Here is a 17,726-nt window from a genome sequence, read left to right on the forward strand (position 1 = left end):
TCATTTCGTTTTTTTTGTTTTGTGTGCATCTGCTTTTGGGGTGCCGGTCAATCTGTCGCTACAATTCAATGCGATTGAGACTTCCAAAATAGCAAGTGAAGAAATGAAAAACCGAACGAAAGCATTTGTTGCCATTGCGGCGTTCCTTATCCCCGTTGTTGCGATCAGCGTCTACGCTCAGCGTGGGCCGCGTGGAGGTGGCGGAGCTACACTTTCCGAGCCATTTCGAGGAATCGTTGCCGGCGAAAAAATCGAGAAAGGGCTGTTCAAAATCGAGTCCACCGGCGTGACAACCAAGCCGGTCGTTGAAGCGGCCAATACCTTTCTGGCAGGTTTGAGCGACAGTCAGAAAAGCCGAACGAAGTTTCCCGTCGATGATTCAGAATGGCGAAAATGGGACAACCGACACTCTCCCAAAAGGCAAGGCGTCGGTTTCGACGAGATGAACCAGGATCAACGCAAACTGGCGTTTGATTTGATGCGTGAGAGCCTGAGTGCGAAAGGTTTGAAGTTGTCGCAAGACATCATGAAGCTTAACGGCACGCTGGCGGAACTGGCTGACAACTTCGACGAATACGGCGAATGGCTGTACTGGATTACGGTAATGGGCGATCCCTCTGAAACCGAGCCTTGGGGATGGCAGATCGACGGACACCATTTGGTCATCAACTATTTCGTTTTAGGCGACCAAGTCGTCATGTCGCCAGTGTTCGTCGGTAGCGAACCGGTGCATGCAACGAGCGGTAAGTTCGAAGGCACCATCATCATGCAGAACGAACAGGATGCAGGGTTTGCGTTCATGCAGTCCCTTAACGAATCTCAGCAGAAAGAAGCAGCGATCGCCAATACCAAGAACGGTAACAACAACCTAACCGAAGCTTACAAAGACAACATCAATCTCGACTACGCCGGCCTACCCGCATCGAAGTTGGATGAATCACAGCGAGCGGCATTGCTGGAATTGATTCAGCAATATGTCGGCAACATGCGAGAAGGTCATGCCAAAGTCAAAATGAGCGAAGTCGAAGAGCATCTTGATCGAACCTATTTCGCATGGATCGGCGAAACATCGGAGGACGCTGTTTTCTATTACCGAATTCACAGCCCGGTGATCTTGATCGAATTCGACCACCAGCGTCGGGTTGCTCCCTTCCGCACCCGCGAACCCACTCGCGATCACATCCATGCCGTCATCCGGACACCCAACGGCAACGATTACGGCAAAGATTTGTTGCGGCAACACATCGAACAGCACCACCATCACCCAAACGCAGAATAGCCACTGCAGAACAATTACCTCAACTGTTCTGAATCCAGCGTCTAGCGAGCTTCGATAGAGAATTGGAACGATTGTTCATTCGTTGATGCAGAGCAGATGATGCATTTTGTGCGGTGCCGCACGCTCAGCGCGCCGATACGGACATCCAGTTCGGTGGGGCACGCTGTTTCGACATGACATGAGGTTTTCAATTGAAGGATGCGGCTTGGTACCGCAATTGCAATTATCAGCAGACCGTGCGTTCAACGTCATCGACTTACCACGGAACAACGGTCCATGTCACACACACTGGTCACACGCGTCCCCGATTCCTCCGCCCCCAAAAACCTCGCAGCAAATTCTGCTGAGTCTCATACTGCCGACAAGCAAAGCACAGACGATGTCTTGTCCCGGGATGAACTCGATCGCATGGATGCCTACTGGCGGGCGGCGAACTACCTGTCCGTTGGGCAAATCTATCTGTTCGATAATCCGCTACTGCGGGAACCGCTTCGGAAGGAACACATCAAACCCCGTTTGCTCGGACATTGGGGAACAACACCGGGTTTAAACTTCATTTACACCCATCTCAATCGTGTCATCAAGCAGCGTGACTTAAACATGATGTTTGTTACGGGACCGGGACATGGCGGACCAGCGCTCGTCGCCAATACTTATCTGGAAGGCACCTACACCGAGTATTATCCCAACGTGACGCAGGACGCGGATGGGATGAAGCGACTGTTCAAACAATTCAGCTTCCCCGGCGGCATTCCTAGTCACGTCGCTCCAGAAACCCCCGGAAGCATCCACGAAGGCGGGGAACTCGGGTACGCGCTATCACATGCCTTTGGCGCCGCGTTCGACAATCCAAATTTGATCGTCGCTTGCGTCATCGGCGATGGCGAAGCGGAAACCGGGCCTCTGGCAACGAGTTGGCATTCCAACAAATTTCTAAACCCGATTCACGATGGCGTTGTCCTGCCGATTTTGCATCTGAACGGATACAAGATCGCCAACCCCGCTGTGCTGGCCCGGATCAGTCACGGCGAACTGGATCAACTGCTACGCGGATACGGGTACACACCTTACTTCGTTGAGGGAGACGATCCCGTCGCGATGCACCTACTGATGGCCGAAACGCTGGACACCATCAGCGACGAAATCGCCAGGATCAAACGCAACGCGGTAGAGAACAACGATCCGTCGCGTCCGCTTTGGCCGATGCTTGTGCTGCGAACGCCGAAAGGCTGGACATGTCCCCGTGAGGTTGACGGCAAACAAGTCGAGGGCACTTTCCGCAGTCATCAGGTGCCGATGGGGCAGATGCACGATAACGACGATCATGTCACGCTGCTGGAAAAATGGATGGCCAGCTATCGTCCAGAAGAGTTGTTCGATGGCGAAGGCCAACTGCGACCGGAGTTGGCGGAGCTTGCTCCAACAGGAAATCGTCGGATGGGTGCCAATCCACATACCAACGGCGGTTCGTTACTGAAACCGCTGCGAATGCCTGAGTATTCGGATTACGCGATCGACGTTCCGCAACCTGGCAGCGTGACCGCCGAAGCAACTCGTGTGCAAGGTCAGTTCATTCGTGATGTGATGAAGTCGAATCTAGACGCGAAGAACTTTCGTGTCTTCAGTCCCGACGAGAACGCATCGAATCGTTGGGGAGACGTGTTCGATGTCACCAATCGCGGATTCGTCGGCAAGATTCTGCCCGACGACGATCATCTCTCGCCAGACGGGCGCGTGATGGAAATGCTATCCGAGCATCAATGCCAGGGTTGGCTCGAAGGATATCTACTGACCGGACGTCATGGCTTTTTCAACTGCTATGAAGCCTTCATCCATATCGTCGACTCGATGTTCAATCAACACGCCAAGTGGTTAAAGGTTTGTGAGGACATACCGTGGCGACGTCCGATTGCATCGCTGAACTATCTGTTGTCATCCCATGTATGGCGTCAAGATCACAATGGGTTTAGTCACCAGGACCCCGGCTTCATCGACCACGTGGTCAACAAGAAGGCGAAGAACATGCGCGTGTACCTTCCGCCGGATGCGAACTGTCTGTTGTCGGTCACGGACCACTGTTTGCGAAGTCGCAATTACGTCAATGTCATCGTGGCTGGCAAGCAACCGTCCCCGCAATGGTTGACGATGGATCAGGCTGTCAAACACTGTAAGGCTGGCATCAGCATCTGGGATTGGGCCAGCAACGATCGGGACAGCGAACCAGATGTCGTCATGGCGTGTTGCGGCGACGTGCCGACCATCGAAACCTTGGCCGCCGTTGACATCATGCGGCGTGAGTTGCCGGAACTAAAAGTTCGCGTGATTAACGTGGTTAACCTGATGAAACTACAATCCGAAAGCGAACATCCACACGGTCTTTCGGACAAAGAGTTCGATGTCATGTTCACGACGGACAAGCCGATCATCTTTGCCTTTCACGGCTACCCTTGGCTAATCCATCGGCTGACGTACCGACGAACAAATCACAGGAACCTTCACGTTCGCGGATACAAAGAAGAGGGTACGACCACGACTCCGTTTGACATGGTCGTGCTTAATGATCTCGACCGATTCCATCTGGTCAGCGACGTAATCGACCGCGTGCCGCAACTAAGATCCAAAGCGGCTTACGCCAAACAAGCGATCCAGGAAAAGCTGATCGAACATGAGCAGTACATCCGCAAACACGGGACCGATATGCCGGAGGTTACTCAATGGCGATGGGGAGCCGCGAACGACGACGACGCCGTCACCCCAACACCATAAAGGCCTAACAACTCGGCAGCGAACGTCGCAGAGACCTTAGCGACTTCCGACACTGGATCTGATTCTTCTGGCAGTCCCAACCTAGACAAACTAGCGAGATGAACAACACGCAAGCGATCGATGCATGCCATCGTCTTGATACCCGAGTCGCTTCGCAGGCACTCGAAACCACAAAGGGTGGACTGAGTGAACGTGAGGCGGCGAAACGTCTCGCCGCAATCGGGCCCAACCGTTTGCCACAGAAACCTCCCGCGCCGCTGTGGGTGATCGTACTGCGTCAGTTTCGCAGCCCGTTGATCTATATTCTTGCGATCGCCGCAACCGTTTCGCTGGCGATGGGCGACGTCAAAGACGCGGCGTTCATTGCTGCTGTTTTGGTACTCAACGCGATCATCGGTTCTTGGCAAGAATCAAAAGCGGAAAAGAGCGGCCAAGCACTCAAGAAACTACTGCAGATTCAAGCCACAGTGCAGCGTGATGGCAATGTTTCCACAATTGACGCCGAAGAGGTCGTGCCGGGCGACCTCGTACTTCTGGAATCGGGCAATCGCGTGCCCGCCGACATTCGACTGTTAACGTCACACGGCTTGGAAGCGGACGAATCTTTACTGACTGGCGAGTCGATACCCACCTCGAAAGACGCAGCATGGGAAGGTCCCGAATCCACGCCCGTTGCGGATCGTCTGAACATGGCCTATGCCGGTTCGATCGCGACGCGAGGCCGTGGACAAGGAATCGTTATCGCCACTGGAAGCTCAACCAACGTCGGTCAACTTGCACTCGATGTTGTTAGCGACACCGGAGGAAAGCCACCACTGGTGCAGCGGATGGAACGGTTCACACGTGTGATTGCGGTTGTCGTTCTGGTTTCGTCCGCATTCATCGGCGTCCTAGGCGTGACGCTGGGCGGCTATACGGTTGGTGCCATGTTCACGTTTGCGATTGCCCTGGCCGTCGCTGCGATTCCCGAAGGCTTACCGGTGGCCATGACCATCGCACTTGCCGTGGCGACAACTCGGATGGCGAAACGCGGACTGATTGTCCGCCGACTGACCGCCGTTGAGGGCTTGGGCAGTTGCACTCTGATCGCCACCGACAAGACCGGGACACTGACATGCAACGAGATGACCGTTCGTGAAATACAGACCCCCGATGGTGCCACCTTTTATGTCAGCGGCGAGGGTTTCATCCCAGTCGGCGATGTGCTTGTCGACGGACAGCCGGTTGACCAACAGATTCATCGACAGCTTGGGACGTTCGTTGACGCGGGCGTTCTGTGCAACGAGGCCGACTTGTACCCGCTTGAGGGTCAATGGAGCTGGCGTGGCGATGCGGTTGACGTTGCCTTCCTGACGCTGGGACACAAAGTGGGAGTGGATCGCGAAGGATTGCTGGAATCACGCCCCCAAGTCAATCAGATTCCGTTTGAATCCGAACACCAGTTCGCAGCCGTGTACAACCGCACCGATGATGGCCTGAAGGTGTCCGTCAAAGGCAGTCCCGAACGCGTGCTGGCCATGTGCAGCGAAGCCTTGGGCAACGATTTTGACAAGTCACGGTATGAAGCCGTTGCCACGCAAATGGCCAAGCGTGGATTCCGAGTTTTGGCGTTGGCCGATGGAAATGTCGATGAAGAGACGCGACCTGGAAGCACGTCTTCGCATCCAGACCATCTGCGTTTCCTTGGATTCGCCGGCATGCTTGATCCCTTAAGATCAGAGGTAAAACAGGCCGTTCGTGAGTGTGCCGAAGCCGGCGTCGAAGTTTCGATGATCACCGGCGACCATCGCGTCACGGCCTTTTCCATCGCTAAGGAGCTCGGTCTGGCAAGTGACGATCGACAGGTGATGACGGGCGAAGAACTGCTGAACCTGACGCCGAAAGAACTCGAAGAAGTCGTCGGCCGCGTACGAGTTTTCGCGAGGGTCGCACCGAGGCAAAAACTAGACATTGTTGAAGCCGCCCAACGTGCCGGTCACTTTGTCGCGGTGACGGGCGATGGCGTTAACGACGCGCCTGCACTGCGTGCCGCCAATATCGGGGTGGCGATGGGAAAGGGCGGCACGGATGTGGCTCGTGAAGCCGGTGAACTGGTCATCAGCGACGACAACTTTGCCACCATTGTCAGTGGCGTTGAACAAGGACGCATTGCGTATGGCAACATTCGCAAAGTCATCTATTTCTTAATCTCGACTGGTGCCGCGGCACTTGTCTTGACGTTTCTAGCGATCGCAACTGGCCAACCGCACTTGCCCTTGTTACCCGTACAAATTTTGTGGCTGAATCTGGTAACCAGTGGTATTCAAGATGTCGCACTGGCCTTTGAACCTAATGAAGGTGATGTGCTAACCCGAAAGCCGCGTCCGCCTGCTGAAAGCATGTTCAATCAACTGATGATTGAACGAACAGTGATCTCGGCGCTGGTGATGGGGATGATCGGGTTCTTGACCTATCGCTGGTTCCTGCCCAATGGAGCGACCGAAGCCGAGGCGGCGACGGCCCGCAACGCACTACTGTTGCTACTGGTGTTGTTCATGAACGTTCACGTTGGCAACTGCCGTTCAGAAACCAAGTCCGCATTCGTGTTGTCGCCACTGAAAAGCCCGCTTTTGCTTGCCGGCGCCATCGCCGCATTCTGTATCCACGTTGCCGCCATGCACACGGCACTCGGACAATCATTGCTGGACGCTGAACCGTTGCCATTAAAGCACTGGGGCGTGCTGATCATGCTCGCGCTGACAATCCTGCCAGTGATGGAACTGCACAAATGGAGCTGGGCAAAACGCCACCCAGCATAAAACCATCGCTACAGGAATGGTGGCCGAACGCTCCGCAGTCGACAGACTACGATAAAGAAACGGCACATCGACAACGTCACGAACGTACCGATATTTCGATTACATCCGGATGCCGAATAGAGGCTGAAGCCCGCCCAACCGACGCCTACACCCTTTTTTGCACTTCGGCTGTCAACTTTTCTCGAAAGATTTTGCTGTTGTGGCGAATGTCGACGGGTAGTGGTTGATCTCGAACGATGAACTCTTGGATTCGTCCGGTTAATGGATTCCGTGACGCAAGATCTCGCAACTCTTCGATCAAGCGTTCACGCTGAATTGGATCCTGTGCCACACCCAGATCACTCGGTTCGATGACCATCACCGGAACTTGATTACCTGGTTCCCCCCGTCCGACCAACGCGCATTTTTCGACACGCGGATGCACATTAAAAATTGCTTCGCACGGAATCGTGTAATAGGTCCGATTTGCTCCGGTCACACGATGGGTTTTGCGACCACAAAACCAGAAGCGATCATCGCCATCGAAGTAGCCGACATCTCCCATACGGTGCCAAACCCGATCACCGTCGGCAACCTTGTGAATTTCATTTTGATCAAGCCGGGTGACATACTTTCGCGTGACCATCGGTCCGCTCACCATCAGCTCGCCAATCTTGCCTTGGGGAAGCTCGACGATGTCGTCAATCTGTTTGATGGGACCATCGGTAACCTCAATCACTTTCCACTGCACGTCTGGAAAACGGGTTCCCACACAAACGCCTTTCCCCTTGATCGAAGCTGGCCCCGTCTCGGCGATGACTTGTCGCGATTCGATCGAAGCGATCGGTAGTGCTTCGGTTGCACCGTAAGGCGTCTCAATCATCGCTTCTTCATGAACAAACCGGCGCAAGGACGCCAACGTCGCGGCCGGCACGGGAGCGCCCGCGGAAAGCACTCGCTGGAGCGTAGGAAAAGGGCGGCCAACAGCATTCGTTTCGCACCACTTCGTGACCGTTCGCCAAAGTGCAGGCGAGCCAAACGCCTGATCCACTTCCCATTGGCGAGCTGCTTGAATCAATTTTCGAGGATCCACCGCGGCGGGTCGCGTTGGGTCCATATCGGGAATGATGGTGGTCACTCCCATCACCGCGTCGAACAATCCAAACAAAGGGAAGCAAGCTAAGTCTCGCGAGCCCCGGCGAATGTCATAGCGAGCTTGAATCCGATCGATCTGGGAATGAAACGTGCCGTGCGTGTAGGCAACCCCTTTGGGAGGACCAGTGCTGCCGGTTGTAAAAATGACAGCGGCTTCGTGATCCGTTTCTATCTTGGGCAGTTCACTTTCCGCCGACTGGCCCAGTTCGATAATTTGCTTTAGCGTCTTGCCGCCCCAGAACCAACGTTTGCCGACGGTGACATTCCATTTCGCTTGAGGAAAGCGATGGCGAAGTACCGTTCGAATCGCTTGGGCTTTTGGAATCCCAACAAATCCATCGGGACGAATTTCTGAAATGCAGTTCACCAAATGCTTGCGATCCATTCCGGGATCAATCAAGACCACAGTGACCCCGGATTTCATCAACGCAAAAACCAGTTCAATAAACTGGGCGCCAAACGGAACCAAACTCACCAACCGCATCCCAGGCTTCACACCCCAAGCGGTCAAGCCATGTGCGATCTTGGTGCTGGCATCATCGAGCGACTTGAACGTGGTCAGCGCGTAGTCGCGATCGGTACCATCCTGCTTGGGTGGGCCGGCGACTTCGGCAATCGCGATGGCACCTGGCAACATCTTCGCCATCGCAGTCAGTCGCTCGGCAACGTTCCCCGACGACGACGCGGGTACCGAATCAGAACACGATGGGTTGGAATCCGTTGCCGTCATACTGAATGCGTAGAAGAGAGGAGTAAAGAAACGATTTGATCCGCGATTGAGATCGGCAGGACGGTTTGGGCGGACTTCCAACCCGGAATTGCGTTGACTTCGACTAAGTAAAACCCGTGGCCGTCTTCCGTCTCGATCAGGTCCACCGCGGCGTATCGCAATTGAAGAGATTCACAAAACCGCAACGCGAGATTTCGCCACTCCTCGTCGACCTCAATTCGTTCCGACTTACCGCCGGCTTTCACGTTGGTGCGAAAGTCGTTTGGACTGGTCCGCCGAATTGCAAACACTTGATCGCCAAGCACCAACAAACGAATGTCGCGCCCGCCCGGTGGAATGAACTTCTGAATGTACAACACACTTCCGACTTGCGAGAGTGTGGAAAAGGCGGTCCAGGCGAGTTCTCGATTTTGAAGTCGCATGACTCCGCGTCCTTCACCGCCAAAAATCGGCTTCACGACAACATCACGACCCAGCGTTTCGAACGCTTCCATCGCCTCCGCACGAGACTGAACGACCGAGGTAGGCGGCGTTGGGATGCCCAGCCGTTTCGCACGGGCGAGCGTGGCAAACTTGTCGATCGCGATTTCCAACGCGGCGGGTGGATTGCAGAGGGTCGTGTGAGTCCCGATTCGCTTTCGTTGATCGTACTCATCGTGCAAAACCGACAAGCGGAACAAGACTTGTTCAAACGATCCCATCGGCATCGTGCGAGTCAGGATCGCGTCAAAATCTGAAAGCCGGGTCGTCCTCACCGATTCCGCATTTAAGCTGGCACCTTCCGATTGTCGGCTCGCGGATAGATCGTCTCGCAACTCACCTCGCAAGGCGTCATAGCCGACAAAGTGGATTGCCGCGTGATGACGTTTCGCTGCATCGTCAAGCTGACTTAGGTGCCAACCCAGTTGAAGCGTATGGGAATCGCGTCCACCCACGACGAGTATGCTTCGCCGCGTCACTCAGTCTTCCATTCCGAATGATGCACGTAGAACGTCGCTTGCCAACTTGCCCGCACGCCAGGTCCGGCCACTTTGCAGCGAATGAATCGTGACCACGGCGGGACTGAACAACATCGGATCGACTTTGTAGAAGTCGTAATCGTATTGCTTAAAGATCTGCGAGAACGGCTTCCCATAATCGGGCGAACTGAAGCTGGGCACTTCGTTGGCGATGGCGTCGATCGCATCATCGGGTGCGTCGACCCAAAGTGTCACCGTGGCGCCATATAACATGGCATCGTTGGTGCGGCCAATGCCGCTAATCGTATCGCCTGGCTTGGCGGGTGGCGGTAGCGGGGCCACGCCCGTTGCCGAAATCACCTGACGCACGTCGAAATCAAGTGCGTGCAACTTGTGCAGCGCCGTCTCGACACTGCGTGCAACGACCTGCACACTGCCGGCAATCGAAGTACTTGGCGCGATCGCGAGACGAACCTGTTCATTCGCCACACTACACTGTTGAGCGATCTCCGAGACGACCTCCTCGCTAGGCAACTGATCGGTTTCGAGCACCCCGACGGTTACCTGAGATTGATGATCGGTAGCAGCCAACTGCAAATGCTCAAGCATCTCTTCGCGACCACGTAGCGTTCGCATCGGCCCACTCGCCATCGCGAAATAATCACCGACCGATAGTGGCCAGCCTGCGTACTGTCCGCCCAGACAAGCTTCCACCGGCTGATCGACACTGACCATCACCGCTTGGTCCACGACCATGTCGACGGACGCTGGCACTAACTGAACTTCCGCAAGTCCAGCCAGGCAGAGCTCCGCCAGGACAATGCCAGCTCGAAGTGAGCCGATTGCCCCTGGTTTGTCATGCGAGCCGGTGCCCGCGTCAATGACCGTTGCACCACCTATCGTGTGGATGGAAGCCCGCAATGACTGATGGCACTCCAACGCTTCTTGAAAAACTTCGTCTGCCTGGTCATTCAGTTCCGATGCGGTGCAAAGGTAAGGATGGATCATGTCGCGTCGACGACAGCAGCGAGTTGTTCGTAGGTGCGTTGGCTATCAACAGGAGTACCGCGATTATCGCAAGCGATTTGATACAAATGCTGGCCTACCGGAGTCGGATATTTCCCCGTCACACAAGCTTGGCAAAGCTTATCTTCGGGAAGGTTGATGGCTCTCGCCAAGGCGTCGACAGGCAGGTACCGAAGCGAATCGGCACCCAAGTCGTCGGCCAAACGCTGTTGCGCGTCATCGGTCAATTCACCGTCAAGAGAGAAGTACTTGGGTGCGATCAACTGATCGATCGTGCTCATGTCGATCCCGTAAAAACACGGTGCAACGATGGGTGGACAGGCAACCCGAACATGGATCTCTTTCGCCCCACCCACGTCTCGAATCCGATCCAAGAGCGCGTTCATTGTTGTGCTACGGACGATCGAGTCTTCGACCAAGATCACGCGTTTACCCTGCAACACTTCTCGCAGTGGCGTGTACTTCGCGGCCGCTTTCGCCTTACGAGCTTTCCCACCTTCGATGAAGGTTCGACCCGCGTAACGATTTCGAATCAAGCCTTCGCGGCAAGGAATCGATAACTCGTAAGCCATCGAGTCCGCGGCAGCTTTACTTGTGTCAGGAACTGGCACGATGATCGTGTCCGGATCATCCAATGGGATCCGGCCGAATTGACGTTCAGCGTCGGCAAGTTCACGTCCCAAGTTAGTTCGTGTCAAATAAACGCTGCGGTCGTCGAGCGTACTTGCGACGTTAGCGAAATAGATCCATTCAAAGAAACAATGCTTGGGAGCTTGCGGCTCCGCAAACGGTTCAATCCGGAAGCCATTTTCAGGATCAATCAAGATCGCATGTCCGGGGGCGAGTGACTTGATTTGGTCGGCTTCGAAACCAAGGTTCAACAACGCAACGCTCTCGCTGGCGGCAGCGAACAAAGGCCCTTCATGGATGTAACACATCGGTTTGATGCCCAGTGGATCACGGGCGACCAACATTTCACCTTCGGCCGTCAACAGAGCAAGCGAGTAGGCTCCATCGAAATTTGCCGTCGCCTGACGAAGCACGTCAATCCAGTCCAGACGACGTGGTGCCTCGGAAAGGATCTTGGCGAGTTCATGAAGAATGATCTCGGTATCAGTGTCGAGCGTTAGGTGGTGATCACCGTCGGCAAGCAGATTCTGTTTCAGCAGTGAATAGTTAGCCAACTGGCCGTTGAAGCAGAAACTAAACCACTTTCGGCGGTGGATGTGCTGCCGTTCGAATGGCTGGGCATAGTTTTTGTCGTCTTGGCCGCAAGTGGCGTAACGAACGTGGCCAATCGCGGTGCGCCCAGCGAGCGACTTCATCAACGCTTCCGCCTTGGCCCGATGATTCAGCCGGAAAACCTCGGTAACCGTACCGACATCCTTCAGCGTGTTCAGTAGGTGAGGACGATCGGGATCAAAGGTGGTCATCCCCGCGGCAAGCTGGCCGCGATTTTGAATGTCCAACAACATCCGAGGCAATAGACGCGAGATATGCCGCGGCCCATCGTCGGTACAAATCGGGCTACGTCCGCGACCGGACAAATGGTAGATCGCGGCAACGCCACATTCGTGGTTCAGTTCGGCCATGAAATTGCTGTAAATGCCGGAATAATGGGCAAACGGGTCTATCCTCGGGTTCCTGCTACCCCGAATCGACCGAACTGAGTGGTTTACCCAGTTTTCCAGCGTTGAGTTTACCGCGATGACGCGACAACGCAATTCAAGCTGGCCAACCGGAACCGACAATTCGGAACCTAACCACCCTCGAAAGCGAAGACGTGAGGATTTTGCCGCTTGGACCTTGGCAATATCAGCCGCCAAATGGGGAGCAAGACCTCAATTGTAGACGCCGAGGCCTCCGATTCCCGCCCGTCAGGAGGGTGGTTCAAAAAAAGGTTTGGAAAGCGATTTTTGAAAAATCGCCCAACTCGGATGCCACGAACTTCAGCGATCCTCGACATGTGCGAGCAGACACTGGTAGCAAGGATCACGTAGCAAGAGGCCCGATCCGTTACCCCGGTTCCCGCGTCGAAGACTCCGGCATCTCTCGCTGCAGACGCCGCACGATGGAGTTTTCGTTAGGAACCGGAAAACGCTTCAACGCGGTTCCATCCCCCTGCAAAATTTCGCAGCCGAACCAGACCCCGCTGTCCGTGCCCATCAACAAGACTGCATCGGCGGCGGCAAGCTCCTGCGTTGTGAGCTTTTCATGGCGAACTGGCAGCCCAAGCCGACTCGCACGCTCCAGCACAATTTCTTGGGTAATGCCGCCGAGCACCTGCTCCAGCGGTGCGAACTTCAATCCATCGCCGCACACAAGTCCGATGTTCGCAATTCCTGACTCAGTCCAACTTCCATCCGCGTCTCGCAACACCCCTGTCGCCTCGGAGCAGATTGCCGCGGCCTGTTGATCCGCTAGGTAGTAATGCAGGCGACTTCGAACCTTTGCCTGCCGCGACCAACACGCCGGTGATGGCTGTTGAACGTCAGTCAGCACAACCGGTTGCCCGAGGCTGCGGCGTTGATTGCCGACGACTTGGTCGAGGCGATTGAGATGCAGTGCGTACGTGGGCCGCTTCGCTTGGGACGATCCAGGCGTCGCCCAAATGGTGACTCCAACGTCACCGTGCGATTGAATCCAATCGTGATTTCGCTGAATCAATTCATCCAACAAGGCTTGCCACTGCACATCGCTGAAGGCTCGCCCGAGTCCGAGCAACGCAAGCGTTTTTTCAAGCCTCGCCAAGTGCTTCGACGTTTGAAACAAAACACCTTGGTAAGTTCTTAGCCGCTCGACCGCTGTGACCGCTTGACGAAAACCGAGGTCATCAACGGGCAAACGAATTTCGTTACTGGGCAGCCAGTTCGCTTGTCCGGTCAGTTCGCACGAGAAAAACGCGGTATGGCAAACCTCACCGTGCTGCGACGAGACCTGCGAGATCGGTCCCATAGTTTGGCAATCGCGCCGAACAGGGACACTTCGTTCGTTTGGTGGTAGATCGAGTCCGATGGGAGTCCCTCACTTAGGCGACGGTGTGCTTTGCCCAAATTGTGGTATGGCAAACGTGGAAACAAATGGTGCAACGCATGATAGCGTGTGCCGATCGGTCCCCACAATTCAGTAAACCAGGGGCGATCGGGAAAGTTAACGGAGTCCAACAACTGGTCAGCGAACGTCATTTCGCCACCATCGTTGTTCCAGCGATGGGCTCCTAATGTCCGCACTTCGTTGACGATCAAGATCCCAACACCAACCGCATACGCGATTAGCCAGAACGGATCGAGCAATTGATCCCGCATGATGTAACCTCGCGTCAGAAACCAAATTAGCCATACGAAACAAAGCACTTCTTGCAGTAAGACGATTCGCATGACCTTTGGTGAAGCGTCTCGTCGTTCGTAAAAGGGATCGACCAACATGGTCGACAAATGCCGATGCACCAGCGGACGAAGCCGTGGAAATAGCCAACACAGCGGACTGACGATCAAGAATCGGAACACCGCCAACAAAGGCAACACAAGTGCTTGCACGATGAACAGGACAATCATCCACGGGCCACGATTCGCGAGCGGTAAGTACTCGCCATCGTGTTCGGTGCCGTAATGCTTGCGACGGTGATGATCAACGTGCGGGTAATACAGAAACGAAGGCACCAGAAAGAAGATGCCACACAACGCATTCCAAGCCACCCGAAATAACGTGAACCCCTGATCCGGCAAGTGGACCAGTTCATGGATAAACATCAACGCTCGCATGTATAAGATCACTGTGATGACGTAGCACACGCCCATCACCCCAATGACCCAAGGCTGAAAGCCATAGTGATACGGTGCGATAAAAATGAGATGGAGTGCCGTATGACCGACCACGATCGAACAAAGAAAATCAATCCAGTAGATGGACTGTTTGGGTCGCTGTAAGTCAGCGATCAGCGTTCGAGCTTGTGAGAAGCTAAACGGGTGGCAGGTGGGCGATGAAGCAGATTTGTTGCCAGATACCGGCGTGCTTTTATTTATGGTGGGCTGCATCGGAAACGTCCTAATGACCTAAATCAGGAACGGGGGAGAGGCGGAACCAACTTACCGATCTTAATTGCGAAAAAATCATTTTCGCAACACACCCCCCGCCAGCAACTCAAGGAACAAAAAACTGCTTCCTGTTGTCAAGATGACTTTTGCGTAAACGGCCAGACCTTCAGAAATCGACCTACCACCAGACGTTTGGCCCTCGAACATTTCATTCACAAATGTTGGGGCTGCAAATGCTGGGGCAGCGAAAATGAGGCGTTAGCACTTCGGGCGTCAACCAGTTTGCCAATCGGCAATTTGCGCCCGACCGGCTTAGCTCTGTTGAATCACGAGCACTAAAGCGGCTAGCAGAGTGACCAACACAACCCCAAGAACGACACTGGCCACAACTCGTTTGCGAGATCGTTTCTTTTTGTTGGATCCCAGGACGCCGCGATTCGTACGAATCGTTGATTCAGAAGTTGGGTTCGAACTTGCATCGGCACCCGTTGCAACTGCGTTAGCAGACGATCCTTGGACAGCCGATGGATCACCAGGAATTGTTGAACCAGGGACCGAGACATCAGAAAGTGCTTCACCCGCCTCACGCCAATCTTTCCACCCGTCCCGCCAAACCATCGCGTTCTGTGCGACTCTGCCTTCTTTCATCCACTGCTCCATCGTCGGCCCATCCGCCGGACCGTACTGCCCCCCAGTCGGCGGACGCACATACCAGGTCGCCGTAGGACCACCAAAGTCCTCGCCAACGGAGTGCACGGTTGAACTCGGTTCGGGCTGCACTGAATTGGATGCAGATGTCTGTCCCGATCCTGGTTGAGGGTCAGCCGACTGTGAGTCAGCCGAAGCCGCATGTGCGGTGGCGTCATGCTGAGCGACCTCGGAAACGTCTCGCTCCACAACGCTCGTCGATGCCCCGCCTACCGTCGAAGATCTGCCCGCCGCCGCTACATTCTCGCGACCATTTTGAGTTGCGTTGACGTTGTTCGCCCGCGCACCCGTCACTGCCACAGAGTCACCGACCGGCACGGACTCTTCAGTCTGCACGGGGGTCGAGAATTCTGTGTCGTAGGCGGGGATACGAAAACGAACCGAACACGCGGGACAAATTCCACGACGTCCGGCCAATTCGGTTTTGATGTTCAGTCGCTTGCCACAGGAATGACAAGCAAAACGAACTCCCATATCTGAAACTTTGACTAGGCGCGGCTGGTTGAAAGAGCCTGATTATAGTTCATGTCACCGCTAATGTGACGGCGCCTTAGAACGACTCGATCCATTACGCTCACCGACGGCTTTCACCACCACATCGACAGCATCCAGATTCAGCTACGTTTATCGCTGCGTTTCATGTCTCTACCACCGCGTCCCGTGTTTCGGCCTACTTTCGTTCATACGCGAACGGGGAAACACGCGACATAAACGCTAACGCTGCTTCGGCATCAACTCCAAAACGGCGGATAGCATCGCTCGAAACGCCACCTTCAAGGTGGGTTCGGCATCCGGATAATAGAGTGACGAATGCAGCGATGGAGGGGGAACGCCTAACTTTTCAAAACGTTCCAAGCGAGCGTTCTCAACCGAGCCAACGCGGTACATCAGGATCGGCACACCCTCGATTCCATACCGGCTAAAGTCTTCACCCCCCATCGAGGGTTCGTCGTCGACAATGCTATGGGATCCGAAACGTTCCCCTAGAACACGCCGAATTCTTACCGTCAACTCAGTGTCATTCTTCAACGACGGTGTTCCTTCGCTGATCAAGATATCCGGCTCCGGCGCGTCATACCCTTGAGCAACAGCCAGTGCTCGACGGCGGATTGCTGACAAGACCTGCTGTCGCACGCCTTGATCGTAACTTCGAACGGTCAACTGTAGCTTGCACTCATTGCCGATGATATTGTGTTTAGTACCACCATGGATGGCACCCACTGTCACCACCGCAGGTTCGATCGGCGCTACCTCTCGTGCGACAATCAATTGCAGCGACATCACAAGCTGAGCCGCTTGAACAATCGGATCGGTGGTGGTGTGCGGCTGGGAACCGTGTCCACCTCGCCCCTTCATGGTGATGTCAACACTGTCCACATTGGCGAGTGAAAAGCCAGCACGCAATCCGATTTGACCTACCGGCGTATCACCACTGACATGCATCGCCAGTGCATAGTCAGGCTTGGGGAATCGTGAAAACAATCCGTCTTCCAACATCGCCTTGGCACCTGCCCCACGTTCTTCAGCCGGTTGTCCAATCACCATTAAAGTCCCTGACCAACAATCACGGTGGCTCATCAAGTACTCAACGACCGTTGTTAAATTGGTCATGTGAATATCGTGACCGCACGCGTGCATCACGCCGGCCGTGCTTCCGTCCGGTGCAACGGTGGTTTGTTTCGATGCAAAGGCAAGTGGAGTTCGTTCGGTTACGGGCAAAGCATCCAAATCCGTCCGCAACATCACGGTGGGGCCTTCACCATTGTGAAACAACCCGACAATGCCGTGCCCTCCCACGTCCGTCGTGATCTCAAGACCAGCATCCTTCCATAGCGATGCGAGCTTCGCCGATGTGTTCTTTTCTTCGAACGAGATCTCTGGATTCGCATGCAACCACATGTACAACTTCAACGCATCGTCCATCTTTTCGGACAACCAAACATCCGAAGCATGCGGCCGCAATTCCGATTTCGATTTCGCGGGATGAGGGGACGACGTTGGCTTCCGCGCGGACGTCTCCGGTGTTGAGGTGTCCGGTTTCGTCGACAGCTTGCCTTCGGGCGACTTAGCCTCCGATGTATTGACGTCCTGCGAATCGACGCCCTGTGGATTGGCACTTGGCGGATTGCTGTCTGGCGAATCCGCCGCGGCTAGCCCCGATATGAATTGTAGCCCGACGCCGTCGGTGGGAAAAATCATCCAGGCAGCCACCACCCCATAGATCACCCATGCGAATACAAACTTGTTTTTCGTGGTTAGGCTTCGCACCGAACGACCTTAAGTTGAAGAGGC

11 protein-coding genes are annotated in these 17,726 nt (G+C 54.8%); 3 read left to right on the forward strand and 8 right to left on the reverse strand.

The annotated features are described in order from the left end of the window. Positions 1 to 103 precede the first annotated feature (103 nt). The 3 genes from ACR3ZL_RS23610 (at position 104) to ACR3ZL_RS23620 (ending at position 6,843) form a co-directional block, all read left to right on the forward strand. Positions 104 to 1,279, forward strand: coding sequence for a DUF3500 domain-containing protein (locus ACR3ZL_RS23610; protein ID WP_473650635.1), 1,176 nt, complete (start codon positions 104 to 106; stop codon positions 1,277 to 1,279). Between the two features lie 408 nt (positions 1,280 to 1,687). Continuing rightward, the gene (locus ACR3ZL_RS23615) at positions 1,688 to 4,045 is read left to right on the forward strand and encodes a phosphoketolase family protein (protein ID WP_473653472.1); all 2,358 of its coding nucleotides are present in this window, start codon (positions 1,688 to 1,690) and stop codon (positions 4,043 to 4,045) included. 98 nt (positions 4,046 to 4,143) lie between these two features. Then, on the forward strand, positions 4,144 to 6,843 hold the full coding sequence (locus tag ACR3ZL_RS23620; protein WP_473650634.1) for a cation-translocating P-type ATPase: 2,700 nt from the start codon (positions 4,144 to 4,146) through the stop codon (positions 6,841 to 6,843). A 145-nt stretch (positions 6,844 to 6,988) separates the two neighbouring features. Here ACR3ZL_RS23620 and ACR3ZL_RS23625 read toward each other — a convergent pair whose 3' ends face one another. The 8 genes from ACR3ZL_RS23625 to ACR3ZL_RS23660 form a co-directional block, all read right to left on the reverse strand. Continuing rightward, positions 6,989 to 8,707, reverse strand: coding sequence for a fatty acid CoA ligase family protein (locus ACR3ZL_RS23625; RefSeq protein WP_486173008.1), 1,719 nt, complete (start codon positions 8,705 to 8,707; stop codon positions 6,989 to 6,991). Continuing rightward, on the reverse strand, positions 8,704 to 9,666 hold the full coding sequence (locus tag ACR3ZL_RS23630) for an ATP-grasp domain-containing protein (RefSeq protein ID WP_473650633.1): 963 nt from the start codon (positions 9,664 to 9,666) through the stop codon (positions 8,704 to 8,706). The genes ACR3ZL_RS23625 and ACR3ZL_RS23630 overlap by 4 nt, the downstream gene beginning before the upstream one ends. Further along, the gene (gene mch, locus ACR3ZL_RS23635; protein WP_473650632.1) at positions 9,667 to 10,674 is read right to left on the reverse strand and encodes a methenyltetrahydromethanopterin cyclohydrolase; all 1,008 of its coding nucleotides are present in this window, start codon (positions 10,672 to 10,674) and stop codon (positions 9,667 to 9,669) included. After that, complete coding sequence (locus ACR3ZL_RS23640; protein ID WP_486173009.1) at positions 10,671 to 12,284, reverse strand: amidophosphoribosyltransferase; 1,614 nt, start codon at positions 12,282 to 12,284, stop codon at positions 10,671 to 10,673. Before ACR3ZL_RS23640 ends, mch begins: the two co-directional genes overlap by 4 nt. A gap of 424 nt (positions 12,285 to 12,708) precedes the next feature. Beyond that, entirely contained in the window at positions 12,709 to 13,647 is a 939-nt protein-coding gene (locus ACR3ZL_RS23645; protein WP_473650630.1) for an aminotransferase class IV, read from the reverse strand. Then, entirely contained in the window at positions 13,575 to 14,726 is a 1,152-nt protein-coding gene (locus tag ACR3ZL_RS23650) for a fatty acid desaturase family protein (protein ID WP_473650629.1), read from the reverse strand. Before ACR3ZL_RS23650 ends, ACR3ZL_RS23645 begins: the two co-directional genes overlap by 73 nt. A gap of 312 nt (positions 14,727 to 15,038) precedes the next feature. After that, positions 15,039 to 15,908 (reverse strand): DUF4339 domain-containing protein, encoded by an 870-nt coding sequence (locus ACR3ZL_RS23655; protein WP_473650628.1) that lies wholly within the window; start codon positions 15,906 to 15,908, stop codon positions 15,039 to 15,041. Positions 15,909 to 16,148: 240 nt separating this feature from the next. Continuing rightward, on the reverse strand, positions 16,149 to 17,702 hold the full coding sequence (locus tag ACR3ZL_RS23660) for an amidohydrolase (protein ID WP_486173010.1): 1,554 nt from the start codon (positions 17,700 to 17,702) through the stop codon (positions 16,149 to 16,151). Between the last annotated feature and the right edge of the window lie 24 nt (positions 17,703 to 17,726).

The organism is Rhodopirellula sp. J20-39 (assembly GCF_057365095.1).

Excerpts from the sequence above, each read along its gene's own strand:
- ACR3ZL_RS23610 (WP_473650635.1), top strand. The coding sequence starts at position 104 with ATGAAAAACCGAACGAAAGCATTTGTTGCCATTGCGGCGTTCCTTATC.
- ACR3ZL_RS23615 (WP_473653472.1), top strand. The coding sequence starts at position 1,688 with ATGGATGCCTACTGGCGGGCGGCGAACTACCTGTCCGTTGGGCAAATC.
- ACR3ZL_RS23620 (WP_473650634.1), top strand. The coding sequence starts at position 4,144 with ATGAACAACACGCAAGCGATCGATGCATGCCATCGTCTTGATACCCGA.
- ACR3ZL_RS23625 (WP_486173008.1), bottom strand. The coding sequence starts at position 8,707 with ATGACGGCAACGGATTCCAACCCATCGTGTTCTGATTCGGTACCCGCG.
- mch (WP_473650632.1), bottom strand. The coding sequence starts at position 10,674 with ATGATCCATCCTTACCTTTGCACCGCATCGGAACTGAATGACCAGGCA.
- ACR3ZL_RS23640 (WP_486173009.1), bottom strand. The coding sequence starts at position 12,284 with ATGGCCGAACTGAACCACGAATGTGGCGTTGCCGCGATCTACCATTTG.
- ACR3ZL_RS23645 (WP_473650630.1), bottom strand. The coding sequence starts at position 13,647 with ATGGGACCGATCTCGCAGGTCTCGTCGCAGCACGGTGAGGTTTGCCAT.
- ACR3ZL_RS23650 (WP_473650629.1), bottom strand. The coding sequence starts at position 14,726 with ATGCAGCCCACCATAAATAAAAGCACGCCGGTATCTGGCAACAAATCT.
- ACR3ZL_RS23655 (WP_473650628.1), bottom strand. The coding sequence starts at position 15,908 with ATGGGAGTTCGTTTTGCTTGTCATTCCTGTGGCAAGCGACTGAACATC.